This window comes from Nocardioides sp. Soil777 (assembly GCF_001428425.1).
In the GTDB taxonomy this organism is placed as follows: domain Bacteria; phylum Actinomycetota; class Actinomycetes; order Propionibacteriales; family Nocardioidaceae; genus Nocardioides; species Nocardioides terrigena.
The window spans coordinates 487,069-506,466 of sequence record NZ_LMSN01000012.1; the positions used below are offsets into that span (position 1 = coordinate 487,069).

Annotated in this window: 19 protein-coding genes; 10 read left to right on the top strand and 9 right to left on the bottom strand. The window is 73.1% G+C overall.

The features are described from left to right. Positions 1-29: 29 nt before the first annotated feature. The gene (locus ASG88_RS09825; protein WP_056887223.1) at positions 30-1,307 is read left to right on the top strand and encodes an endonuclease/exonuclease/phosphatase family protein; all 1,278 of its coding nucleotides are present in this window, start codon (positions 30-32) and stop codon (positions 1,305-1,307) included. On the opposite strand, the gene ASG88_RS09830 is transcribed toward ASG88_RS09825, so the two are convergent. The 5 genes from ASG88_RS09830 to ASG88_RS09850 all read right to left on the bottom strand — a co-directional run bounded on the left by ASG88_RS09830 (position 1,308) and on the right by ASG88_RS09850 (position 8,906). Continuing rightward, a complete protein-coding gene (locus tag ASG88_RS09830) occupies positions 1,308-3,455 on the bottom strand; it encodes an MMPL family transporter (protein ID WP_056887224.1) in 2,148 nt (715 codons plus the stop codon). It abuts the gene before it with no gap. Between the two features lie 76 nt (positions 3,456-3,531). After that, positions 3,532-4,593, bottom strand: coding sequence for a hypothetical protein (locus ASG88_RS09835; RefSeq protein WP_056887225.1), 1,062 nt, complete (start codon positions 4,591-4,593; stop codon positions 3,532-3,534). 44 nt (positions 4,594-4,637) lie between these two features. Further along, positions 4,638-5,492 carry a glycerophosphodiester phosphodiesterase family protein gene (locus tag ASG88_RS09840; protein WP_056887226.1) on the bottom strand — a complete coding sequence of 285 codons (855 nt, stop codon included), beginning with the start codon at positions 5,490-5,492 and terminating at the stop codon, positions 4,638-4,640. Next, positions 5,489-7,378, bottom strand: coding sequence for an AMP-dependent synthetase/ligase (locus ASG88_RS09845; RefSeq protein ID WP_056887227.1), 1,890 nt, complete (start codon positions 7,376-7,378; stop codon positions 5,489-5,491). The genes ASG88_RS09840 and ASG88_RS09845 overlap by 4 nt, the downstream gene beginning before the upstream one ends. Positions 7,379-7,445: 67 nt before the next feature. Next, a complete protein-coding gene (locus ASG88_RS09850; RefSeq protein WP_056887228.1) occupies positions 7,446-8,906 on the bottom strand; it encodes a protein adenylyltransferase SelO in 1,461 nt (486 codons plus the stop codon). 58 nt (positions 8,907-8,964) lie between these two features. Here ASG88_RS09850 and ASG88_RS09855 point away from each other — a divergent pair, with 58 nt between their 5' ends. Both ASG88_RS09855 and ASG88_RS09860 read left to right on the top strand, forming a co-directional pair. Further along, complete coding sequence (locus tag ASG88_RS09855) at positions 8,965-9,285, top strand: hypothetical protein (RefSeq protein WP_056887229.1); 321 nt, start codon at positions 8,965-8,967, stop codon at positions 9,283-9,285. Then, complete coding sequence (locus ASG88_RS09860) at positions 9,282-9,674, top strand: hypothetical protein (RefSeq protein ID WP_056887230.1); 393 nt, start codon at positions 9,282-9,284, stop codon at positions 9,672-9,674. Before ASG88_RS09855 ends, ASG88_RS09860 begins: the two co-directional genes overlap by 4 nt. On the opposite strand, the gene ASG88_RS09865 is transcribed toward ASG88_RS09860, so the two are convergent. Then, positions 9,635-9,970 carry an antibiotic biosynthesis monooxygenase family protein gene (locus ASG88_RS09865; RefSeq protein ID WP_056887231.1) on the bottom strand — a complete coding sequence of 112 codons (336 nt, stop codon included), beginning with the start codon at positions 9,968-9,970 and terminating at the stop codon, positions 9,635-9,637. The genes ASG88_RS09860 and ASG88_RS09865 overlap by 40 nt on opposite strands. Before the next feature lie 19 nt (positions 9,971-9,989). Next, positions 9,990-10,205: an amphi-Trp domain-containing protein gene (locus ASG88_RS09870; protein ID WP_056887232.1), complete on the bottom strand. Its 216-nt coding sequence runs from the start codon at positions 10,203-10,205 to the stop codon at positions 9,990-9,992. A 93-nt stretch (positions 10,206-10,298) separates the two neighbouring features. Here ASG88_RS09870 and ASG88_RS09875 point away from each other — a divergent pair, with 93 nt between their 5' ends. From ASG88_RS09875 to ASG88_RS09890, 4 genes are read left to right on the top strand one after another with little or no spacing between them, the layout of a single operon-like run. After that, on the top strand, positions 10,299-11,534 hold the full coding sequence (locus tag ASG88_RS09875) for an NAD(P)/FAD-dependent oxidoreductase (RefSeq protein ID WP_056887233.1): 1,236 nt from the start codon (positions 10,299-10,301) through the stop codon (positions 11,532-11,534). Beyond that, positions 11,531-11,944, top strand: a complete 414-nt coding sequence (locus ASG88_RS09880) for a hypothetical protein (protein ID WP_056887234.1) — start codon at positions 11,531-11,533, stop codon at positions 11,942-11,944. The genes ASG88_RS09875 and ASG88_RS09880 overlap by 4 nt, the downstream gene beginning before the upstream one ends. A 7-nt stretch (positions 11,945-11,951) precedes the next feature. Beyond that, a complete protein-coding gene (locus ASG88_RS09885; protein ID WP_056887235.1) occupies positions 11,952-12,914 on the top strand; it encodes an NAD(P)/FAD-dependent oxidoreductase in 963 nt (320 codons plus the stop codon). Further along, positions 12,911-13,672: an alpha/beta hydrolase family protein gene (locus tag ASG88_RS09890; RefSeq protein WP_056887236.1), complete on the top strand. Its 762-nt coding sequence runs from the start codon at positions 12,911-12,913 to the stop codon at positions 13,670-13,672. Before ASG88_RS09885 ends, ASG88_RS09890 begins: the two co-directional genes overlap by 4 nt. 16 nt (positions 13,673-13,688) lie before the next feature. Here the strand turns inward: ASG88_RS09890 and ASG88_RS09895 are convergent, their stop codons facing one another. Beyond that, positions 13,689-14,048 (bottom strand): hypothetical protein, encoded by a 360-nt coding sequence (locus ASG88_RS09895; RefSeq protein WP_056887237.1) that lies wholly within the window; start codon positions 14,046-14,048, stop codon positions 13,689-13,691. A gap of 124 nt (positions 14,049-14,172) precedes the next feature. Here ASG88_RS09895 and ppk2 point away from each other — a divergent pair, with 124 nt between their 5' ends. The 3 genes from ppk2 (at position 14,173) to ASG88_RS23505 (ending at position 18,071) form a co-directional block, all read left to right on the top strand. Next, the gene (gene ppk2, locus ASG88_RS09900) at positions 14,173-15,003 is read left to right on the top strand and encodes a polyphosphate kinase 2 (RefSeq protein WP_082600183.1); all 831 of its coding nucleotides are present in this window, start codon (positions 14,173-14,175) and stop codon (positions 15,001-15,003) included. A 60-nt stretch (positions 15,004-15,063) separates the two neighbouring features. Then, a complete protein-coding gene (locus ASG88_RS09905) occupies positions 15,064-16,536 on the top strand; it encodes a sulfatase (RefSeq protein ID WP_056887238.1) in 1,473 nt (490 codons plus the stop codon). A 104-nt stretch (positions 16,537-16,640) separates the two neighbouring features. After that, positions 16,641-18,071 carry a DUF222 domain-containing protein gene (locus tag ASG88_RS23505; protein ID WP_056887239.1) on the top strand — a complete coding sequence of 477 codons (1,431 nt, stop codon included), beginning with the start codon at positions 16,641-16,643 and terminating at the stop codon, positions 18,069-18,071. A gap of 1 nt (position 18,072) precedes the next feature. Here the strand turns inward: ASG88_RS23505 and ASG88_RS09915 are convergent, their stop codons facing one another. Beyond that, the gene (locus tag ASG88_RS09915; RefSeq protein WP_082600184.1) at positions 18,073-19,374 is read right to left on the bottom strand and encodes a glycoside hydrolase domain-containing protein; all 1,302 of its coding nucleotides are present in this window, start codon (positions 19,372-19,374) and stop codon (positions 18,073-18,075) included. Positions 19,375-19,398: the final 24 nt, after the last annotated feature.

Here is a 19,398-nt window from a genome sequence, read left to right on the forward strand (position 1 = left end):
ACCCACATCACCCGACTCGGAGGTCCTTGATGCGACGCACCACCCTGCTCGGCGCCGGACTCGCGACCGTGCTCGCCGCCGTTCCGCTCGCCACCCTCGCCCCCGCCCAGGCAGACCGGGCAGATCGAGACGGCCACGGGCCCGGCACGCGCGAGACCGTGCGCTTCTCCACGTTCAACGCCTCGCTCAACCGGGCCACCGCGGGTGGGCTCGCCGCGGACCTGTCCACCCCGGACGCGGACACGGGCGCGGTCCGGCAGGCGCACAAGGTGGCCGAGACCATCCAGCGCACGCGCCCCGACGTGCTGCTGGTCAACGAGTTCGACTTCGACCCGGAGGCCGTGGACCTGTTCCGCGACAACTTCCTCGGGGTCGGCCACGGGGACGCGCGTCCGATCGCCTACCCCTACGCGTACGTCGCGCCGTCCAACACCGGGATCCCGAGCGGCCACGACCTCAACAACAACGGGTCGGTCGGGGGCGGTGACGACGCTTTCGGCTTCGGGCTGTTCCCCGGCCAGTACGGCATGGTCGTCTACTCGCGGTACCCGATCGACACCGACGCCGTGCGGACGTTCCAGACCTTCCGTTGGGCCGACATGCCGGGTGCGCTGCTGCCGGACGACCCGTCCACCGACGCCCCTGCCGACTGGTACTCGCCGGCCGAGCTCGAGGACGTCCGGCTCTCCTCCAAGTCGCACTGGGACGTGCCGATCGAGATCGGTGACGAGACCGTGCACTTCCTCGTCTCGCACCCGACGCCGCCCACCTTCGACGGGCCCGAGGACCGCAACGGACTGCGCAACCACGACGAGATCCGCTTCTGGGCCGACTACGTGGCGCCGAGAGCCGGGCGCGCGGCGTACGTCTACGACGACGAGGGGCGGTACGGCGGGCTGGCGAGGGGTGCGTCCTTCGTGATCGCCGGGGACCAGAACGCCGACCCCGCCGACGGCGACTCGGTCGACAGCGCGATCGACCAGCTGCTGCGCCACCCGCGGGTCCGCGACCCGCGGCCCACCTCCGCGGGCGGCGCCGAGGCCGTCGACCAGGGCGGCGCCAACCTGGGCCACGAGGGTGACCCGGCGCTGGACACCGCGGACTTCGCGGACGGGGCGCCGGGCAACCTGCGCGTCGACTACGTGCTGCCGTCGAAGGGGACGAAGGTCGTCGGGTCGGGCATCTTCTGGCCGATCGACGCCGACCCGCTGTACCGCCTGACCGGCGACTACGACCCGAGCCGCTGGCCCTTCACCGGAGTCCCGACCTCCGACCACCGCCAGGTCTGGGTGGACCTGCGCTACTGATCAGTGCACGGTCTCGATCGGGGCCCGGACCTCCTCGACGGTGAGGTGGTGGTCCTCCCGGTCGAGCTTGCTGGGCCACCAGATCTTGCCGCCGAGGTCCATGTTGATCGCGGTGACGAGCACCGAGCGGACGATCATGGTGTCGAGGATGACGCCGAGGGCGACCGCGACGCCGAGCTGCGCGAGGAACACCACCGGGATGGTGCCCAGCACCAGGAACGTCGCCGCCAGCACCAGCCCGGCGCTGGTGATGACCCCACCGGTGGAGGTGAGCGCCACCAGGGCGCCCTTGCGGGTGCCGAAGTGCATCGTCTCCTCGCGCACCCGGGTCATCAGGAAGATGTTGTAGTCGATCCCCAGGGCCACGAGGAACACGAAGGCGAACAGCGGGAACCCCGGGTCCGACCCGGCGAAGCCGAAGACGTACTCGAAGAGCAGGGCCGAGATGCCCATCGCGCCGCCGAAGGACAGCACCACGGTGCCGATCAGGATGAGGGGTGCCAGCACCGAGCGCAGCAGGGCCACCAGGATCAGCAGCACGAGCAGCAGGATGATCGGGATGATCACCAGGTTGTCGCGGTTGGCGGCGTCGCGGGTGTCGAGGAAGAACGCCGAGTTGCCACCGACGAGGGCGTCGGCGCCGTCGACGGCGTGGACGGCGTCGCGGACCCGCTCGACGGTGACGAAGGCCTCGGGGGACGCCGGGTCCGAGCCGATCGCGGCTTCGACGAACGTGACGTCACCGGCGGTGACCGGCGGCTTGGGCGGCTCGACGTCGTCGAGGCCGGTGAGGGCCTCGGTGATCGCGTCCTCGCTGCCGGCGTTGCCCACCACCATGACGGTGTTGGACTGGTCGACCAGTCCGGCGTCCACCAGCACCTGCTGACCGGTGACCGACTGGAATTCCTGGGTGTAGGAGTCCTCGGTCGACAAGCCGTTGGTGTCGAGGCGCAGCATGCCGAGGCACGCGATGGCCAGCACCACCGACGTGATGACCCAGACCTGGCGCGGGCGCGGCGCGATCCAGCGACCGACCTTGGCCCAGATGCCGGTCTGGGTCGGCTCGGGCGAGCCATAACCCGGGCGCCGCGGCCAGAAGATCCACCGCCCGGTGATCACCAGGAGCGCGGGCAGGAGGGTGATCATCACCAGGAAGGTCACGGCGACGCCGATGGCCGCCACCGGGCCGAGGCCTGCGGTGGAGTTCATCTCGGCGAAGAGCAGGCACAACATGCCGAGCGCGACGGTCGCGGCGCTGGCCAGCAGGGCCGGCGCGGCCCGGTGCAGCGCGAACGCCATCGCCTCGTGCCGGTCCTCGTGGCGCCGCAGCTCCTCGCGGTAGCGCGCCACCAGCAGCAGGGCGTAGTCGGTGCCGGCGCCGATCACCAGGATGGTCAGGATCGCGTAGGACTGCCCGTTGACGGTCAGGCCGGCGTCCCTGGCCAGGAAGTAGATGAGGGCCTGGGAGACGAAGAGGGCCACGATCGCGCTGAAGATCGGCAGGATCCACAGGATCGGGCTGCGGTAGGTGAACAGCAGGATCAGGATGACGACGCCGAGGGTGGCGCCGAGCAGGGTGGTGTCGATGCCCCCGAAGGCCTCGGCCGAGTCGGCGGCCTGCCCGCCGGCGCCCGCGACGTAGACCTCGACGCCCTCGAGCTCGGAGATGCTCCGGAGCTCGTCGGCGATGTCGGGCATCTGGTTCCAGCCCTCGGAGCCGAGGTCGAAGGTCACGCTGGTCTGGGCGACCGTGCCGTCCTGCGAGACCGCGGGGAAGCCCACCTGCTCGGCGGTGGCCGGGCTGACCACCGACGGGGCCCGTCCCTCCCGGGCCTCGGCCAGGCCGTCCATCGCGGCGAACTCGGCGGCGTGCTCCTCGATGGCGGCGAGGTCGTCCTCCGTCAGGCCACCGTCACGCTCGTAGACGACGAGGGTCGGGATGGCGTTGGGGTCCTGGAAGGGCTCGAGCTTCTCGAAGGCGCGGGTCGACTCGGCGGACTCCGGCAGCCACGAGGAGGCCTCGTTGTTCTGGACGTCGGCGAGCTTGGCCGCGAACGTCGCGGACCCGGCGGCGACGATCAGCCACACGACGAGCACGATCCACTTGGTGACGCGTCCGGTGAGGGCCCCTGCGAGCTGACGGTTCATGACCACCAGTGCAACAGAACCCACCGACAGTGCGCATCAGGAATTTCCCTGACCCGCGTGCGGGGGTCTAGACCAGTCACCCCTTTCTGAGGTACAGCGGCTTCTCCTGGTCGCCACCGTCGGCCCGCGGCGGCACGGCGTACTCCATCGAGCCGTCGGTGCCGAGCCTCACGATCGCCCACTCGCCGGCCTGGTAGGTCACCACGAGCAGGTGGTCGGCGTCCTCCCACACCTGGTCGAAGTACGTCGCCGAGCGGCCGCGGCGATCGGCCGTCCACGACCGCGTGCGGTCTCCGGTGCGGAGGTCGAGGAGGTCGAGGCGGGTGGGCCCGAAACCGTCGCCGTACGCCGGGGTGCCAACGAGGTGCAGCGTGTCCGGGGAGATGACCGACAGCTGGTTGCGGCAGGTGGTCCAGCGCACCCGGAGGCCGCCGCGCATGGCGCTGCAGCTCCCCGTGTCGCTCACGCTCGTGACGCCACCGGTCCAGCGACCGCGCCCCGTGGAGAAGGAACGGAACGGCGTGCGGTCGACGAGGCCGTGCGAGGACGTGTACCAGCTGACCGGACGGCGGGTCGAGTTCACCGCGACGGAGCAGCCGTTGCTGGTGGCGTCCTCGCGGCAGTCGTCGCCCGAGACTCCGGCGGGGGAGTTGAGGCCGCGGACCCCCGGGACCGCGGGCATTCGCAGCACCCGGTCGCCCTCGGAGTCGATGACCCGGACCCCGCCGCGACGGACGGTGAAGGCGACGGCGCCGCCGCCGGGCGACACGGCCAGTCCGTAGCCGGAGCGCCACTCGCGGGGGCCGGCGGTGCCGTCGGCCGCGATCCAGCGGACCCGCGGCGGACGGGCGCCGCCGGTCTGCACGACGTACCCCGACCCCATGGGCGCGAAGGCCCGGACGTTGCCTGCGGCAGGCGTGGTGCCGTCGGCACCGTGGATGGTGAGCCGACGGCCGGTGCGCTCGGCCCAGGCCATCCGAGGGGCTGCCCCGGTGTCGAGGTCGGAGACGTCGAGGACCTGGCGGGGCACGGCGGCCCGGTCGCTGGCCCGGTCGGGCGAGGAGTCGGCGCCGGCGGGCGCGACGTGCAGGGTGAGGGCCAGTGGAGCGACGGCCAGCGCGGTGACGAGACGGTTCATGTTCGTAGGACAGCGCCAGCGCCGGATCGGTTGCACCGGTGACGTCACCGACCCGGGTAGGCGGGCGGCAGGTCGCGCCCGACCGTCGCGAGCACGTCGCGCAGCAGGTCGGGCCGGTTGGTGATGAGGCCGTCCACGCCGGCAGCGAGGAGGGCCCGCATGGTCGGCGGGTCGTCGACGACGTAGGGGATCACCCGCAGGCCGGCGTCGTGCGCGTCCGCCACCAGCTCCGGGGTCGTGAAAGGGACGTACGCCGGGTCGTCGACGCCGGACGCGAAGGGGCTGCCGTGGACGGGGGAGACGGCGTCGAAGCCCTGGGCGGCGGCGGTCCGCACGAAGTGCTCCTCCACCTCGAGGCCGTCGAACCACGGGGACGGGCCGTCGGGGGAGGGCCGGAGGTAGCGCGGTGAGACCAGCAGGTTGCGCGCGAGCAGGGGCTCGGTGCCGCCCACGAGGCGCAGGACGCCCCAGTCGAAGCACTGGATGCTGGTCCGCCCGACGAGCCCGTCGATCCGGATCGCGTCCACGACGACCTCGACGAAGTCGGAGCGCGACGTCAGCTCGGCGGCGGCGAGGGCGTCGTACTTGATCTCCAGGTTGACCCCGACGTCGTCCGCGCCGCGCTCCTCGAGCAGGGCCGCCACCTGGCGCAGCAGCGGCATCGTCGGAGGCAGGTCGGCACGGGTCAGGGTGCGGATCCGCCGGGCGTCGGCCAGCGTCGGGTCGTGCGAGACCACCACGTCGTCCCCGGCGGTCAGGTGCACGTCGAGCTCGAGCGTCGACACGCCGAGGGCGAGGGCCCGGCCGAAGGCCTCCAGGGTGTTCTCCGGCCAGAGCCCGGCGCCACCGCGGTGGGCCTCGACGTCGAAGACGGGCAACGGCACAGCGTCGAAGGTCACTCCTCGGCAGGGCGGGTCGCGTAGAGCCGTTCGACCACGTCGGCGTACTTGCTGTTGACGACGCGCCGCTTGAGCTTGAGCGTCGGCGTGAGCTCCTCCGACTCAGCCGTCCACTCCGCCGGCAGGAGCTCCCAGGCCTTGACCTGCTCGGGTCGCGAGAGGCGGGCGTTGGCCTTGTCGACCGCGTCCTGGGCCATCGCCCGGATCTCCGGCCGGGACGACAGGTCGGCGAGGTCGGTGAACTCGATGCCGCGCGCCTGGGCCAGCACCGGGGCGACCTCGCCGTCGAGGGTGAGGATCGCGACGACGTGCGAGCGGTTGTCGCCGATGGCCATCGCGTGGCCGACGATCGGCGACTCCTTGAGGTAGTTCTCGATGTTGGAGGGGGCGATGTTCTTGCCGGCCGAGGTGATGATCAGCTCCTTCTTGCGGTCGACGATCGCGAAGAAGCCCTCCTCGTCGAGCGTGCCGATGTCGCCGGTGTGGACCCACCCGTCGGCATCGATGAGGTTGCGGGTGGCCTTCTCCTGGCGGTGGTAGCCGGGGGTGATGACCGGCCCGCGGACGAGCACCTCGCTGTCCTCGGCGAGCTTGACCTCCATGCCCGGCGTGGCCCGGCCGACGGTGCCGAGGCGGAAGCCGCCGGGACCGTTGGCGGTGACCGCGCCGCACGTCTCGGTCATGCCGTAGACGTCGTAGACGATGAGGCCGAGGCCGGCCATGAACTTGGCGACCTCGAGCGGCATCGGGGCGGCGGCGGAGCCGGCCCACGTCACCTGGTCGAGGCCGAGGAGGAGCTTGAGGAAGCCGAGGATCGCGGCGTCGGCCTCGTCGTACGCCGCCTGGATCTCCGGGGTCATGGTGCCGCCGACCTCCTGGGCCTGCACCCAGGTCAGGGCCGCGGCCATCGAGTCCTGCACGAGCTTGACGTTGTCGGGGTTGGGGTCGGCCGCGAGCTTGGCGGAGAGACCGGTCTTGATCTTCTCCCACACGCGCGGGACGCCGAAGAACGCCGTGGGATGCACCTCGCCGAGAGTGGCGAGCAGCTGCGCGGGGTCGCCGATGCAGTGCACGTGGCCGCCGACCACCTGCGGGCCGTAGAGGCCGAGGATCCGCTCGGCGATGTGGGCCAGCGGCAGGTAGCTGATCTGGCGCTGGGGCTCGCCGAAGCCGGCGGCCTCCATGGTGCTGACGGCCTCGTAGAGGACGTTGTGGTGGGTGAGCACGACGCCCTTGGGGTTGCCGGTGGTGCCGGACGTGTAGAGGATCGTCGCCGGTGCGTCGGGGTCGAGGTCCCGGTGGCGCTGCTCGATCTCCTCGGCGTGCTCGTGCCTGTACGCCGCCCCGCGGGCGACGAAGTCGTCCCAGGTGACGAAACGGTCGCCGTCCGGGGCCTGGCCGGCGTCGAGCACGACGACCGTGGCGACGGCGTCGAGGGCGTCGCGCCAGCGCTCGAGCTGGTCGGTGCCCTCGAGGATCGCCACCTTCGGGCTCGACTCGCCGGCGATGAAGGACACCTGCTCGGGGGAGAGGGTGTTGTAGATCGACATCGGGGTCGCCGCGGCGTGCACCGCGCCCATGTCGCCGACGAGGTGCTCGATCCGGTTGGTGGCCATGATCGCGACGGTGTCGCCGACCTGCACACCCACCCCGACGAGCGCGGCGGCCAGGTCGAGGGCCGTCTCGCGGGTCTGCGCCCACGTGAGCGTGCGCCATGACTCGCCCTCCGCGACCCCGTGCCTGTCGGAGTAGGCCGGCTCGTCGGCGTATGCCGCGGCGGTGTCGGCCAGCGCGTCGATGAGGGTGCGACCGGCGACCGCCTCCTCGATCCGCGTGCGGTCGGCGGCGACGTCGGGGTGGACGGAATCGGGCAGCACGTCGATCATGCCGGTCTCCTCGGGGATGTGACGGGGGTCACGATCCTCACGTACGCGAGGGTCCGGTGGCTAGGCCTCAGGTCCCGCAGAAGGTGCGGTAGGCGCCGAAGTCGTCCGGAGGCGGGGCGGCGTACCGCTCGAGCCCCGGCCGGTCGTCGAAGGGCGAGGTGACGGCGTCGACCAGGCGCTCGAAGGGGTCGAGATCGCCGGCCACCGCCGCGTGGAGCGCCTCCTCGACGAGGTGGTTGCGGGGGATGCGGAGCGGGTTGGTGCGGTCCATGGCGTCGGGATCGGGTCCCGTGGCGCGCCACCGGGCGCACCAGTCGTCGAAGTCGGGCAGGTCGAGGAAGAGCCCCCGGGCCGCGTCCGCATCCCCGCGGGCTGCGGAGGCCAGGGCCCGGTAGAGCACCGTGTGGTCGACGTGGCTGCGCTCGGCCAGCACCAGCAGCTCGTCGACCAGGGTGGTGGCCACGGCACCGTCGAGCCCGTCGGGCAGCCCCAGCTTGGAGCGCATCCCGGCCGCCCAGGCCGCGGAGTAGCGGGAGCGGAAGGCGCCGAGGGAGTCGGTCGCCAGGGCGACGGCGCGCTCCTGGTCGTCGTCGAGGAGCGGCAGGAGGGCCTCGGCCAGCCGGGCGAGGTTCCACTCGGCCGCGACGGGCTGGTTGCCGTAGGAGTAGCGGCCCTCGTGGTCGATCGAGCTGTAGACGGTGGCCGGGTCGAAGGCGTCGAGGAAGGCGCAGGGGCCGTAGTCGATGGTCTCGCCCGACACCGTCATGTTGTCGGTGTTCATGACCCCGTGGACGAAGCCGACCAGCATCCACCGGGCCACCAGGGACGCCTGGGCCGCGACGACCGCGTCGTACAGGGCGAGGTAGGGACGCTCGGACCCGGCGGCCGCCGGGTGGTGGCGGACGATCACGTGGTCGGCGAGACGGCGCAGCAACGCGACGTCGCCCGTGGCCGCGGCGTACTGGAAGCTCCCGACGCGCAGGTGGCTGCTGGCCACGCGGGCGAGGACGGCACCCGGCAGGATCTCCTCCCGCCGCACGCTGCGCCCGGTCGCGACCACGCCCAGGGCGCGGGTCGTGGGGACGCCGAGCGCGTGCATCGCCTCGCTCACGACGTACTCGCGCAGCATCGGGCCGACGGCCGCCAGGCCGTCGCCACCGCGCGCGAACGGCGTGCGGCCGGATCCCTTGAGGTGCAGGTCACGCAGGGCGCCGTCGCGGTCGACGAGCTCACCGACGAGCAGGGCACGGCCGTCGCCCAGCCGCGGGGAGAAGCCCCCGAACTGGTGCCCGGAGTAGGCCTGCGCCACGGGCGCGGCACCGTCTGGCAGGCGGGTGCCGGTGAGCAGCCCGATCCCCTCGGGGGTCCGCAGCCAGGCCGGGTCCAGGCCCAGGTCGTCCGCCAGGCGGTCGTTGACGGCCAGCAGCCGGGGGTCCGGCGTGCGCTCGGCCTGCCACGGGACGGCCATCTCGCCCAGCTCTCGGGCGAAGTGGTCGTGCAGGTGGAGGGAGACCGGGGTGACGCTCACCCGCCGAGCCTACGTCCGCCATGATGAGTCCTCGGTCCGATGAGCACAGGAGGACGACATGGTGGCGAGCCGCTCCGCTCGTGAGAGGAAGGCCGCCGCCCAGGGCGGTCCGCTGGCGCGGGTCAAGATCGACCTCGACGCCGAGCAGCAGTTCGTCTACAAGATCAGCTGCTCGAGCTGCCGCGCCAAGGGTCACCGGGCCTGGTCGACCTACCGGCCCGGCGAGGACAACGGCTTCATGGCCGCGATGGACCGCTGGACCTTCCACCTCGTGGAGAAGCACCCCGACTCCGAGGCGCCGTGCCTGGCGTTCCTCTCCGAGGCGCAGCAGCGGCTCCACGAGCGCCGCGAGGGAGTCGTCCCCGAGGCGGGGTCGTGACCGACCTGGTCGCCGTCGAGGCGCGTCTGGTGGCGCTGCTCGACCGCTACCGGCCCGAGCTGGTGGACGGCACGATCTACGGCGTCCCGTCCCTGGTGTGGCCGGGCGCGACGGGACACGACTACTTCGCGGCGCTCAAGCGCGGCAAGGCCAAGGTGGGCCTCTACCTCGTCATCGCGGACCGCTACCCCGACGACCTGGCGGCGTCGCTGCTGGCGCTGCTGGCGCTGCTGGCGCGGCGTACGGGGCGGGCGACGTTCTCCTTCGCCACGCTCGACGACGAGACGGCCGCCGACCTCGGGGCGCTGCTCGACCGGCTGATGGAGCGCTACCGGGCCGAGCACACCACTCAGTCGGAGGACGCGGCCGAGCCGCCGGCCACCTCGTAGCTCCACACCTCGCTGTGCGTGGAGACCGGCCGGGGCGCGTCGCCGCCGGCCCGCTCGGCGGCGGAGCGGTGTCCCTCCGCGAAGCCCGGCGAGCTCATCCACGCCTGGAACGACTCCTCGTCGCGCCAGCGCGTGATGACGAGCCACTGGTCCCGCTCGTCGGTGGGGCGGAGGAGCTCGAAGCCCTCGAACCCCTCGGCCCCGTCGACGGCGCCGGCGCGCGCGGCGAAGCGGTGGGCGAGCTCGTCACCCGAGCCGGCCGGGACGGTGATGGCGTTGATCTTGATCGTGGTCATCGCCCCAGCCTGCCAGTCGTCACCAGGTGAGCTCGATCTCCAGCTCGTTGTCGTCGCCGAGCTCGACCTCGACCTTGAGGTTGACCTCGTCGGGGATGCGGACGGTGATCCGGCGACCCTCGCGCTGGAACTCGACGGAGTTGTTGCGGGCGATCGCGTCGGCGAGGGCGTGCAGCCGGGCGGCGGCGTCCTCGCGGCTCATGCGCTGGGTGTCGTCGATGTCGAACAGGTCCATGGTGTCTCCCTCTGGTGGTGGCTGTCCCACGACCGTAGCGAGGCGGGCCGCAGCCGGGCTCACACGCAACGGGGGACCCACTAGGGTCGCCGCGTGGACGCCGACGTGCTGGTGGTGGGGGCAGGACTGGCCGGGCTGCGCTGCGCGCGGGTGCTGCACGACGCCGGCCACGAGGTGGTCGTGCTCGAGGCGGCGGACGCCGTGGGCGGGCGCATCCGCACCGACCGGGTCGACGGGTTCCTGGTCGACCGCGGCTTCCAGCTGCTCAACCCCGCCTATCCCGCCGTACGCCGCTGGGTCGACGTCGACGCCCTCGGCCTGCAGGGCTTCGGGGCCGGCGTCGCGGCCGTCACCGAGTCGGGCACGGCGGTCCTCGGGCACCCGATGCGGGCTCCTGGCCTGCTCCCGGGCACGGCCCGTACGGCGCTCGCCCACCCGCGCGAGGTGGCCGCCGTGCTCCGGTGGGCCGCCCCGCTCCTGCGTCCCCGTGGGCGCACGCGACTGTCCGAGGTGCTCGCCGGCCGGGCCGACGTGGGCCGGGCCGAGGCCCTCGACCGGGCCGGCCTCGACGGGCTGCTGCGGCGGGTGGTCGACCGGTTCCTGGCCGGCGTGCTGCTGGAGGACGACGGCAGCACGGCCGACCGCTTCGCCCTGCTGCTGGCCTGGATGTTCGCCCGCGGGGTGCCGTCGCTGCCGGTCGACGGGATGCAGGCGCTGCCCGAGCAGCTCGCCGCCCCGCTCGGCGACCGGGTGCGCATCGGCCACCGCGTCGAGGGGGTCACGGGCGCCACGGTGACCGCCGCCGACCGGACCTGGACCGCCCGGCAGGTGGTGGTCGCGACCGACGGTCCGCGGGCCCGGGAGCTCGCCGGGATCGAGGTCCCCGCGACCAAGGGCGTGGTCACCACGTGGTGGTCGGCCACCGACGCCCCGTCGTCCGACCTGCTGCACGTCGACGCCCGCCGCGACCCGCGCGGGCCGTTGGTCAACGCGGCGGTCGTCTCCCGGGCGGCGCCGTCCTACGCACCCCCGGGCCGCCACCTCATGCAGGGCTCGGCCCTCCTTGGGCCGGGCCGGGTGACCGACGAGGCGGTGGTCCGCCGGCACGCCGGGGACCTGCTGGGCGTCGACCCGACCCGGTGGGAGGTGGTCGCGCGGCACGAGGTGCCCGACGCGCTGCCGGCCCAGCCCGCGCCGTACTCCGCCACGCGTCCCGTGCGGGTGGGCGAGCTGGTGGTGTGCGGCGACCACCGCGACACCGGCTCGATCCAGGGCGCGCTGGTCAGCGGGCAGCGCGCCGCGGAGGCCGTGCTCGCGGCACTGCGGTGAGCGCGGTCGTCGCCTTCGCCGTCGCGACGGCGTGGCACGCGGGCTTCCAGCTCACGGTCACCCTCCTCGTCTACCCGGTGCTGGCCCGTCGGTCGAGCGAGGAGTGGCGCGCCGCCCACGACCGGCACTCGCGGACCATCGCCCCGCTCGTGGGCGTGCTCTACCTCGCCGTGCTGGTGACCGGGGGGCTCCTCGCGGCCTCCGGGCCGGACCCCCTCGGGTGGCTGGCGCTCGGCCTGACCGGCCTGGCGCTGGCCACGACCGCCCTGGCGGCCGCGCCGGTCCACGGCCGCCTCACCGACCGCGACGACGTGCTCGTGGCGCGACTGCTCGTGGCCGACCGGTGGCGGTGCGCGTTCGCCGTCCTCGGAGCGGTCGCCGCGACGGCCGCGGTGCTCGCCGGGGGATGATGGCGCCGTGAGTGCGAGCGAGGGTGCCCCGGGGGTCGTGGTCGTCGGTGCAGGGCTGTCCGGCGTGGCGTGCGCCCGCGAGCTGCAGGCGGCCGGGGTGCCCGTCCGGGTCCTCGACCGCGGCCGGAAGCCCGGTGGCCGGATGGCCTCGCGCCGGCTGTGGGACCGCCCGGTCGACCTCGGCGCGTCGTACCTCACGACCTCCGACGACGACTTCCTCGCGGTGGTGGAGGGCTGGCGCGAGCGCGGGCTCGCCCGGCCCTGGACCGACACGTTCTGCGCGCTCGGCGACGCCGAACCGGTCGCCAAGACCGGCCCGCTGCGTTGGGGTGCACCGGGTGGACTGCGGTCGCTGGTCGAGGACCTGGCGACGGGCCTGGAGGTCGAGCGGTACGACGTCGCGGGCGTCGCCGCGCTGGACGCTGCCGCCGTCGTGCTGGCCATGCCCGACCCGCAGGCCCGCCGCCTCGTCGGCGACGACCACCCGCTCGCGGCCCGCCTCGACCGCGAGTTCGAGCCGGTGCTGGCCATGGCCGCCACCTGGGCCGAGCGCAGCTGGGACCACGTCAGTCCGACGGGGCGCTTCGACGGCGCGTTCGTCAACGACCATCCGGTCGTGGCGTGGGTGGCCGACGACGGACGACGGCGCGGTGACGGCGCCCCGGTGCTGGTCGTGCACTCGACCCCGGACTTCGCCGGGCGTCACCTGGAGGACCCGGCCGCGGCCGGTCCCGAGCTGGTGGCCGCGCTGCGGTCGCTGATGTCGCTGCCAGAGCCGGAGGACGTGCACGTGCACCGCTGGACCTTCGCCCGACCGGTGGGGGAGCGGACCGCCACCCATGCGCTGGTCGACGGTCCCGACGGTCTCGTCGGGACGTGCGGGGACGGCTGGGGCGCGTCGCCCAAGGTGGAGACCGCGTGGCTGTCCGGCCGGGACCTGGGTCGGGCCCTCGTGGAGCGGCTGTCGTGAGCGAGAAGGTCTGGTTCCCCAGCACGAGCGGCCCGCGCCTGGCGGGCCTCCTCGACCACCCCGAGGGCCCGGTCCGCGGCTGGGGCGTCTTCTCCCACGGCTTCACGCTGGGCAAGGACTGTCCCGCGGCCAACCGCATGTGCAAGCAGCTGGCCGCCGAGGGCATCGGGATGCTCCGCTTCGACAACCTGGGCCTCGGTCACTCCGAGGGCGACTGGGGGGACGGGTCCTTCTCGCACAAGATCGCCGACACCGCCCAGGCGGTGCGCTTCATGAACGACGCGGGCCGCGAGGTGCGGCTCCTGGTCGGCCACTCGTTCGGCGGTGCCGCGGTCATCGCGGCCGCGCACGAGGTCGACGGTGTGCGGGCCGTGGCGAGCGTCGGCGCGCCGTACGACCCCTCCCACGTGGAGCACCACTACGACGCGCTGCTGGAGCGGATCATGGAGGACGGCGAGGCGCCGTTCCCGGTCGGCGGCAAGGCGCTCACCCTGCGCCGGCACTTCGTCGAGGACGTGCGCGTCGCCGACCTCCACGAGCAGATCAGGACGCTGCGGCGGGCGCTCCTGGTGATGCACTCCCCAACCGACAACACCGTCGGGATCGCCAACGCGAGCGAGATCTTCCGGGCGGCGCGGCACCCGCGGAGCTTCGTCTCGCTCGAGGGCGCCGACCACCTGCTCACCGGCCGCAACCAGGCCAAGCGGGCGGCCCGCATCATCAGTGCGTGGTGCGATCCCTACCTCGCCGACGACTGATCCCGGCCGCGTCTCGTCAGGAGGAGAGCCAGCCCAGTCCCTCGGCGACCTGCATGAGGGTCGCGGCGGTGACCACGGCGCCGATCACGGTGGCCGTCAGCACCGTCCACGAGCGCTCGTGGCGGCGTACGACGGCGATGGCGCCGGCGACGAGGGCGGCCACGCCGCTCAGCAGGATCGCCACCCCCCAGGACGTCACGAACCAGCTGTCGGTGAAGCCCTGACCCGGCTCCACGGCACCCAGTGCGATGGCCGCGGCGAGCGTGAGCGTGCCGCCCAGCGCGAGCGTTGCCAGCACGACCGCCCAGAGGCCTGGACGCGTCTCCACGGTCCACCCCAGGTGGTGGCCGTGGGTCTTCGGGACCGTCGTTCTCATACCTCCAGCATGCGCTCGGGGACGCACCGGGGACACGGCCGAAGGACCCCTCCCGTGGACCGTTCGGGCATGCCCTTGCCCGGCGGCGTCGGCCCGGCGACGATGAGCGCGGACAGGAGACACCATGACCAAGCGTCACACCCCGCCCGACCGCACCGATTCCACGCGCTACAAGCCGTCCGGCGGCCTGCGGTCGTCCGTCTACGACGCCGAGATGGAGCGACTGCAGGAGCAGCTGGTGCTCCTGCAGTACTGGATCCAGTCCCAGGGCCTCAAGGTGCTGGTGATCTTCGAGGGCCGCGGCTCGGCCGGCAAGGGCGGGGTCATCAAGCGGATCACCGAGCGCACCAGCCCGCGGACGGTGCGGATCGCCGCACTGCCCAAGCCCACCGACCGCGAGCGCACCCAGTGGTACTTCCAGCGCTACGTCGAGCACCTGCCCGCTGCGGGGGAGATGGTCCTGTTCGACCGGAGCTGGTACAACCGCTCGAACGTCGAGTGGGTGATGGAGTTCTGCACGGAGGACCAGCACCAGGAGTTCCTGCGCAGCTGCCCCGAGTTCGAGCGGATGCTGGTCCGGTCCGGGATCGTGGTCCTGAAGTACTGGTTCTCGGTCAGCGCCGAGGAGCAGCAGCGGCGCTTCGAGGCGCGCAACGCCGAGCCCGTCAAGCGGTGGAAGCTGTCCGACATGGACCTCGCCGAGCGTGAGCTCTACGTCCGCTACTCCGAGGCCAAGGACGTCACCTTCCAGTACACCGACATCAAGCAGGCCCCGTGGTACGTCGTCCCGTCCGACGACAAGAAGGCGGCCCGGCTCAACTGCATCACCCACCTGCTCGACCAGTTCGACTACGAGGACGTGGCGCCCGACCCCGTCGTGCTGCCCGAGGTGAGGGACATCCCCTACGTCCGGACCCCGATGTACGAGCAGACGTTCGTCCCGTCCGTCTACTGAGGCGGGAACACGCCGCACAGGGGCGACAACCAACTCCCTCGTCGTGCTGTCATACCCCGCGTGAGACCGACCCACCACCTCGTCCTGATGACCGCTGCCCTCGTGCTCGCGACGACAGGCACGCTCGCGACCGTCGAGCTGGCCTCGTCGCAGCGGGCCGATCCGCGACCGCCCAACATCGTGCTGATCACCTCCGACGACCAGACCGCCGTGGAGCTGCGCTGGATGCCGCGGACCCGGCGCCTGCTCGGCCGGGCCGGGGTGTCCTTCTCCGACATGGTCGCCCCGCACCCCAACTGCTGCCCCTCGCGGGCGCAGATCCTGTCCGGGCAGTACGCCCACAACAACGGGGTCCGCACCAACGGGCCGCCGTGGGGCGGCCACCAGCGCTTCGACCCGTCGACGGCGCTGCCCGTGTGGTTGCAGCGGGCCGGCTACGAGACCGGCTTCGTCGGCAAGTACCTGCACGGGTACGACGAGAGCGACGGGATCGAGCCGGGCTGGGACCGGTGGCGGCCGATCATCGGGGTGCTCTCCGACTACCACTCGTTCCTGCAGTACGCCGACGGCGAGCTCGTGCGCTTCGGCCCCGAGGACTACCACACCGACGAGGTCGCCCGGCAGTCCCGCGAGCTCGTCCGCGACCTCGGTGCCGGTGACCGGCCGTTCTTCCTGTGGTCCAGCTTCCTCGCCCCGCACGGCACCTGCCAGGGCAACCCGCAGCCCGACTGCTCGGGCCCGCCGCCGGCCGCGGACCGGCACGCCGACATCCTCGGCGACGTCCGCCTCCCGGCCCTCGACTCGCCTTCCTTCAACAAGCGCGGGCCCTGGGCCAAGGCCCGCGGCACGTCCGCGCCCGCTCGCTCGCGGACCGACGCCCAGCGGCTCTTCACCCAGCGGGTCCGTGCCCTCGCCGCGCTCGACGAGGCCGTCGCCGGGATCGTCGAGGAGCTCGACCGGACGGGCGAGCTGGAGAACACCGTGCTGATGTTCACCTCCGACAACGGCTACCTCTTCGGCGAGCACCGGCTGGTCGGCAAGAACGTGCCCTACGAGGAGGCCGTGCGCGTGCCCCTGCTGATGCGGGGTCCCGGCATCCCGGCCGGCCAGCGCCGGACGCAGACCGTCGCCACGATCGACCTCGCCCCCACCATCGCCGAGCTCGCCGGCGCGCGGCCGATGCGGCGTACGGACGGGACGAGCCTGCTGCCGTACGCCGTCGCCGACCGGCCGCAGCCCGACCGGGCGCTGCTGCTCCAGGCCGGGTCCAAGGGCACGGTGAAGGCGCGGGCCTGGACGTTCCGCGGGGTGCGGACCGACCGCTACACGCTGGTCCGCTGGAAGAAGCCGCGGCTGCGCGAGCTCTACGACCGGCGCCGGGACCCCTACCAGCTCACCAACGTCCACGCGGACCCGCGCTACCAGCGGATCCGGCGGCAGCTCACCAGGCTCCTGCGCGACCGGCTCGAGGACTGCCGGGGCAACGGCTGCCGGCGGCCGGTCCCGGAGCTCCCGCGGCCCGGGAGGCGCTGACCTGCTTGCCTCGTCAGGCCGTTCCCGGGCTGAGCAGAGGGCCCTCTCCACAGGGGGTCTCGAACTCGACGAGCGCTGTCGGTGCTCGGTGCTTGAGTGGGGTCATGCACCTGACCACCGACCTCACCGGGCTGACCGGGGCGGCACTCCTCGATCACGCCGAGGAGGTGGCGCGCACCCAGCGCGAGTGCGAGGTCCAGGTCCTGCGGATCGCCGTGCAGCACGCGGTCATCAACAACTCCGACCGCCTCGACCCCGCGCTGACCGGGCTGCCGGGCCGGGAGCGGGCCAGGAGGTTCGGCGGCGTGGGGACACCCGAGGTCGCGGAGTTCTGCTGCGCCGAGCTGGGGTCGCGGCTGGGCATCACCTCGTGGGCGGCCTCCTCGCTGATCGCCGACGCCCTCGGCCTCGTCATCCGGCTGCCCCAGCTGTGGCGGCGCGTCGAGGCGCTCGAGGTCCGGGCGTCCTACGCCCGGTTCGTCGCCCGGCGCACCCGGGACCTCACGCTCGAGCAGGCGGCATACGTCGACTCGCGCGTCGCCGAGTCCGCCGACGGCCGCATCCCGTGGACCCGCTTCGAGGAGCTCGTCACCGGTGCGATCGCCGCCAGCGACCCGGAGGCTGCGGCCGCCCGCGAGGAGGAGCAGGCCCGTCGACAGTTCGCCGACGCGACCCGGTCCACCGAGGACGGCATGCGCGGCTTCTACGTCCGCGCGCCCTTCCACGTCGTCGCCCGCCTGGACGCGATCGTGGCGCACCTCGCCCGCATCCTGGCCGACCTCGGCGACACCGACCCCGAGGACCATCGCCGGGTCAAGGCCGTCCTCGTGCTCACCGACCCCCAGCGCGCCGTCGCGCTCATGACGGCCTACGCCACGTGGCGCGACCGGCCGGACGATCCAGACGGCGCCAAGCCTCCAGAACGCGATCCCCAGTGCGATGCCGAGCACACGGGCGAGCGCCCCGAGGTCGACTGGGACGCCCTGATGCCGACTGTCGCCCTGATGGTCCACGTCTACGCCGGTGACGAGGAGACCGGCGTCGCTCGCGTCGAGGGCCAGGGACCGGTCACCGAGGCCTGGCTCCGTCACCACCTCGGCCCGCACTCGAGGTTCACCGTGAGCCCCGTGATCGACCTGGCCGGACAGGCGCCGGTCGACGCCTACGAGATCCCCGACCCACATCGGCAGGCCGTGCATCTCATGACGCCGGCCGACACCTTCCCGTGGGGATCCAGCACGTCCCGCACCCAGCAGATCGACCACACCGTGGCCTTCCGGCACGGTGCGGACAGACCCGCGGGGCAGTCGAGGGTGGGCAACTACGGCCCGATGACCCAGCACCACCACCGGATCAAGACCCACGGGGCGTGGCAGGTGCAGCAGCCGTTCGCCGGGATCTACGTCTGGCGCGACCCCCACGGTGCGATCTACCTCGTCGACCACACCGGCACGCGGCGGATCGGCGCGCCCGCGACAGCGGCCAGCCCGGCGGAGCTCGTCGTGAGCCGTGCCCTGCTGGGCCTCGCGGCCTGAGTCAGGTCAGGCTGTCCCACACCTCGGGGGTGACCACCCCGGTCGCCGGCAGCCCGACCTTGCGCTGGTACGCCGCCACGGCGCGGGCGGTCCCCTTGTCGACGACGCCGTCGATGCGGACGGGCCGGCCGAGCGCCGCGGTGAGGGCGCGCTGGAGCCGGAGCACCCCCGTGCCGGTGTCGCCCACCTTGAGCAGCGGCTGTCCGCCCCGGGCGAGCAACGCGGTCCAGGTGCTGCGGGTGAGGCGGCCGGTCTCGGGCAGGTCGAGCCTGCGCTGGGCCTTGCCGACCGCGGCGGCCGTGCGTGCGTCGTACCGGCCGGTGAGGGGTGCCTTCAGGACACCCTGACGGCGCAGCAGGCACTGCGCGGCTCGGACGGCGTCACCGCTTCTTCCCTTGCCCAGGGTCGGGTAGCGGCGCAGGTCCACGTCCACGCCACGGCACAGTGGACGGCTGCGGGGCGCGACCGACCCACGACCGACGTCGACCCAGTTGGCGTCGACGACCATCGGGTAGCCGCCGAACGCCTGCGTGACGTCGAGCGCGTACTGGTGGACGCGGTCGTGGTCGTCCCACTCGTCGCTCAGCACGCGCTTGTCGGTGCGCACGTCCGACCGGCCGTTGTCCCAGGCGAACCAGATGTCGTCGGGCATCGCATAGGAGCCGCGGGAGACGCGGTTCGCGTAGTCCAGGGAGGTGATCGCGGCGGCGATGTTGGAGTAGACGCCCGAGCGGTAGCCCGAGCCGCGCAGGGCCTTCGTCCACCCGGAGAGGAACGACAGCGCCGCTCGGCGGCAGTCGTCCGGGGCGATGTCGTAGTCCTCGAGGTCGTAGTACAACGTGCTGCCCCGGCCGATGCCGAGACCGCGCGCGGTGCTCACCGCGGCCGCGGCCTCGCGACGCCCTTCGCGGCCGGCACCGGCCACGTCGGACGACATGACGTCGGGATACCCCGAGCAGCTGGCCTGCGGGCCGACCCACAGCGGCAACAGGTGCCAGCCACGGCGCTGCTGGGTGCCCACCCAGTCCGCGTCGAGCTCGGGCTGGTCGCACAGGCGGTTGCTGCCGCCGACGTAGATGCCGATGCCGGCGTACGGCGACGACAGCCGCCACGCGTCCATCACCTCCTGCGCCGGGGCCGCACATGTGTCGAACGCGTAGCCGGTCAGCGACCCGGGCTCGGCGCCGCCGCCTCCGGGGGCGGCGAGCGCCGGCGTCGGCGCCGCCAGGGTCGCGGCTGCGGTCGCCCACAGGGCGAGCGTGGCCAGGCAGCGTCGTGCAAGAGGAACCCCCGAGATTCGCATGGCGAGAAGGATAGAGGACCGACC

Coding starts and splice junctions, on each gene's coding strand:
- ASG88_RS09835 (WP_056887225.1), bottom strand. CDS start 4,593: ATGAACCGTCTCGTCACCGCGCTGGCCGTCGCTCCACTGGCCCTCACC.
- ASG88_RS09865 (WP_056887231.1), bottom strand. CDS start 9,970: ATGACCACGATCAAGATCAACGCCATCACCGTCCCGGCCGGCTCGGGT.
- ASG88_RS09845 (WP_056887227.1), bottom strand. CDS start 7,378: ATGATCGACGTGCTGCCCGATTCCGTCCACCCCGACGTCGCCGCCGAC.
- ASG88_RS09870 (WP_056887232.1), bottom strand. CDS start 10,205: ATGGACCTGTTCGACATCGACGACACCCAGCGCATGAGCCGCGAGGAC.
- ASG88_RS09915 (WP_082600184.1), bottom strand. CDS start 19,374: ATGCGAATCTCGGGGGTTCCTCTTGCACGACGCTGCCTGGCCACGCTC.
- ASG88_RS23505 (WP_056887239.1), top strand. CDS start 16,641: ATGCACCTGACCACCGACCTCACCGGGCTGACCGGGGCGGCACTCCTC.
- ASG88_RS09825 (WP_056887223.1), top strand. CDS start 30: ATGCGACGCACCACCCTGCTCGGCGCCGGACTCGCGACCGTGCTCGCC.
- ASG88_RS09855 (WP_056887229.1), top strand. CDS start 8,965: ATGGTGGCGAGCCGCTCCGCTCGTGAGAGGAAGGCCGCCGCCCAGGGC.
- ppk2 (WP_082600183.1), top strand. CDS start 14,173: ATGACCAAGCGTCACACCCCGCCCGACCGCACCGATTCCACGCGCTAC.
- ASG88_RS09895 (WP_056887237.1), bottom strand. CDS start 14,048: ATGAGAACGACGGTCCCGAAGACCCACGGCCACCACCTGGGGTGGACC.
- ASG88_RS09830 (WP_056887224.1), bottom strand. CDS start 3,455: ATGAACCGTCAGCTCGCAGGGGCCCTCACCGGACGCGTCACCAAGTGG.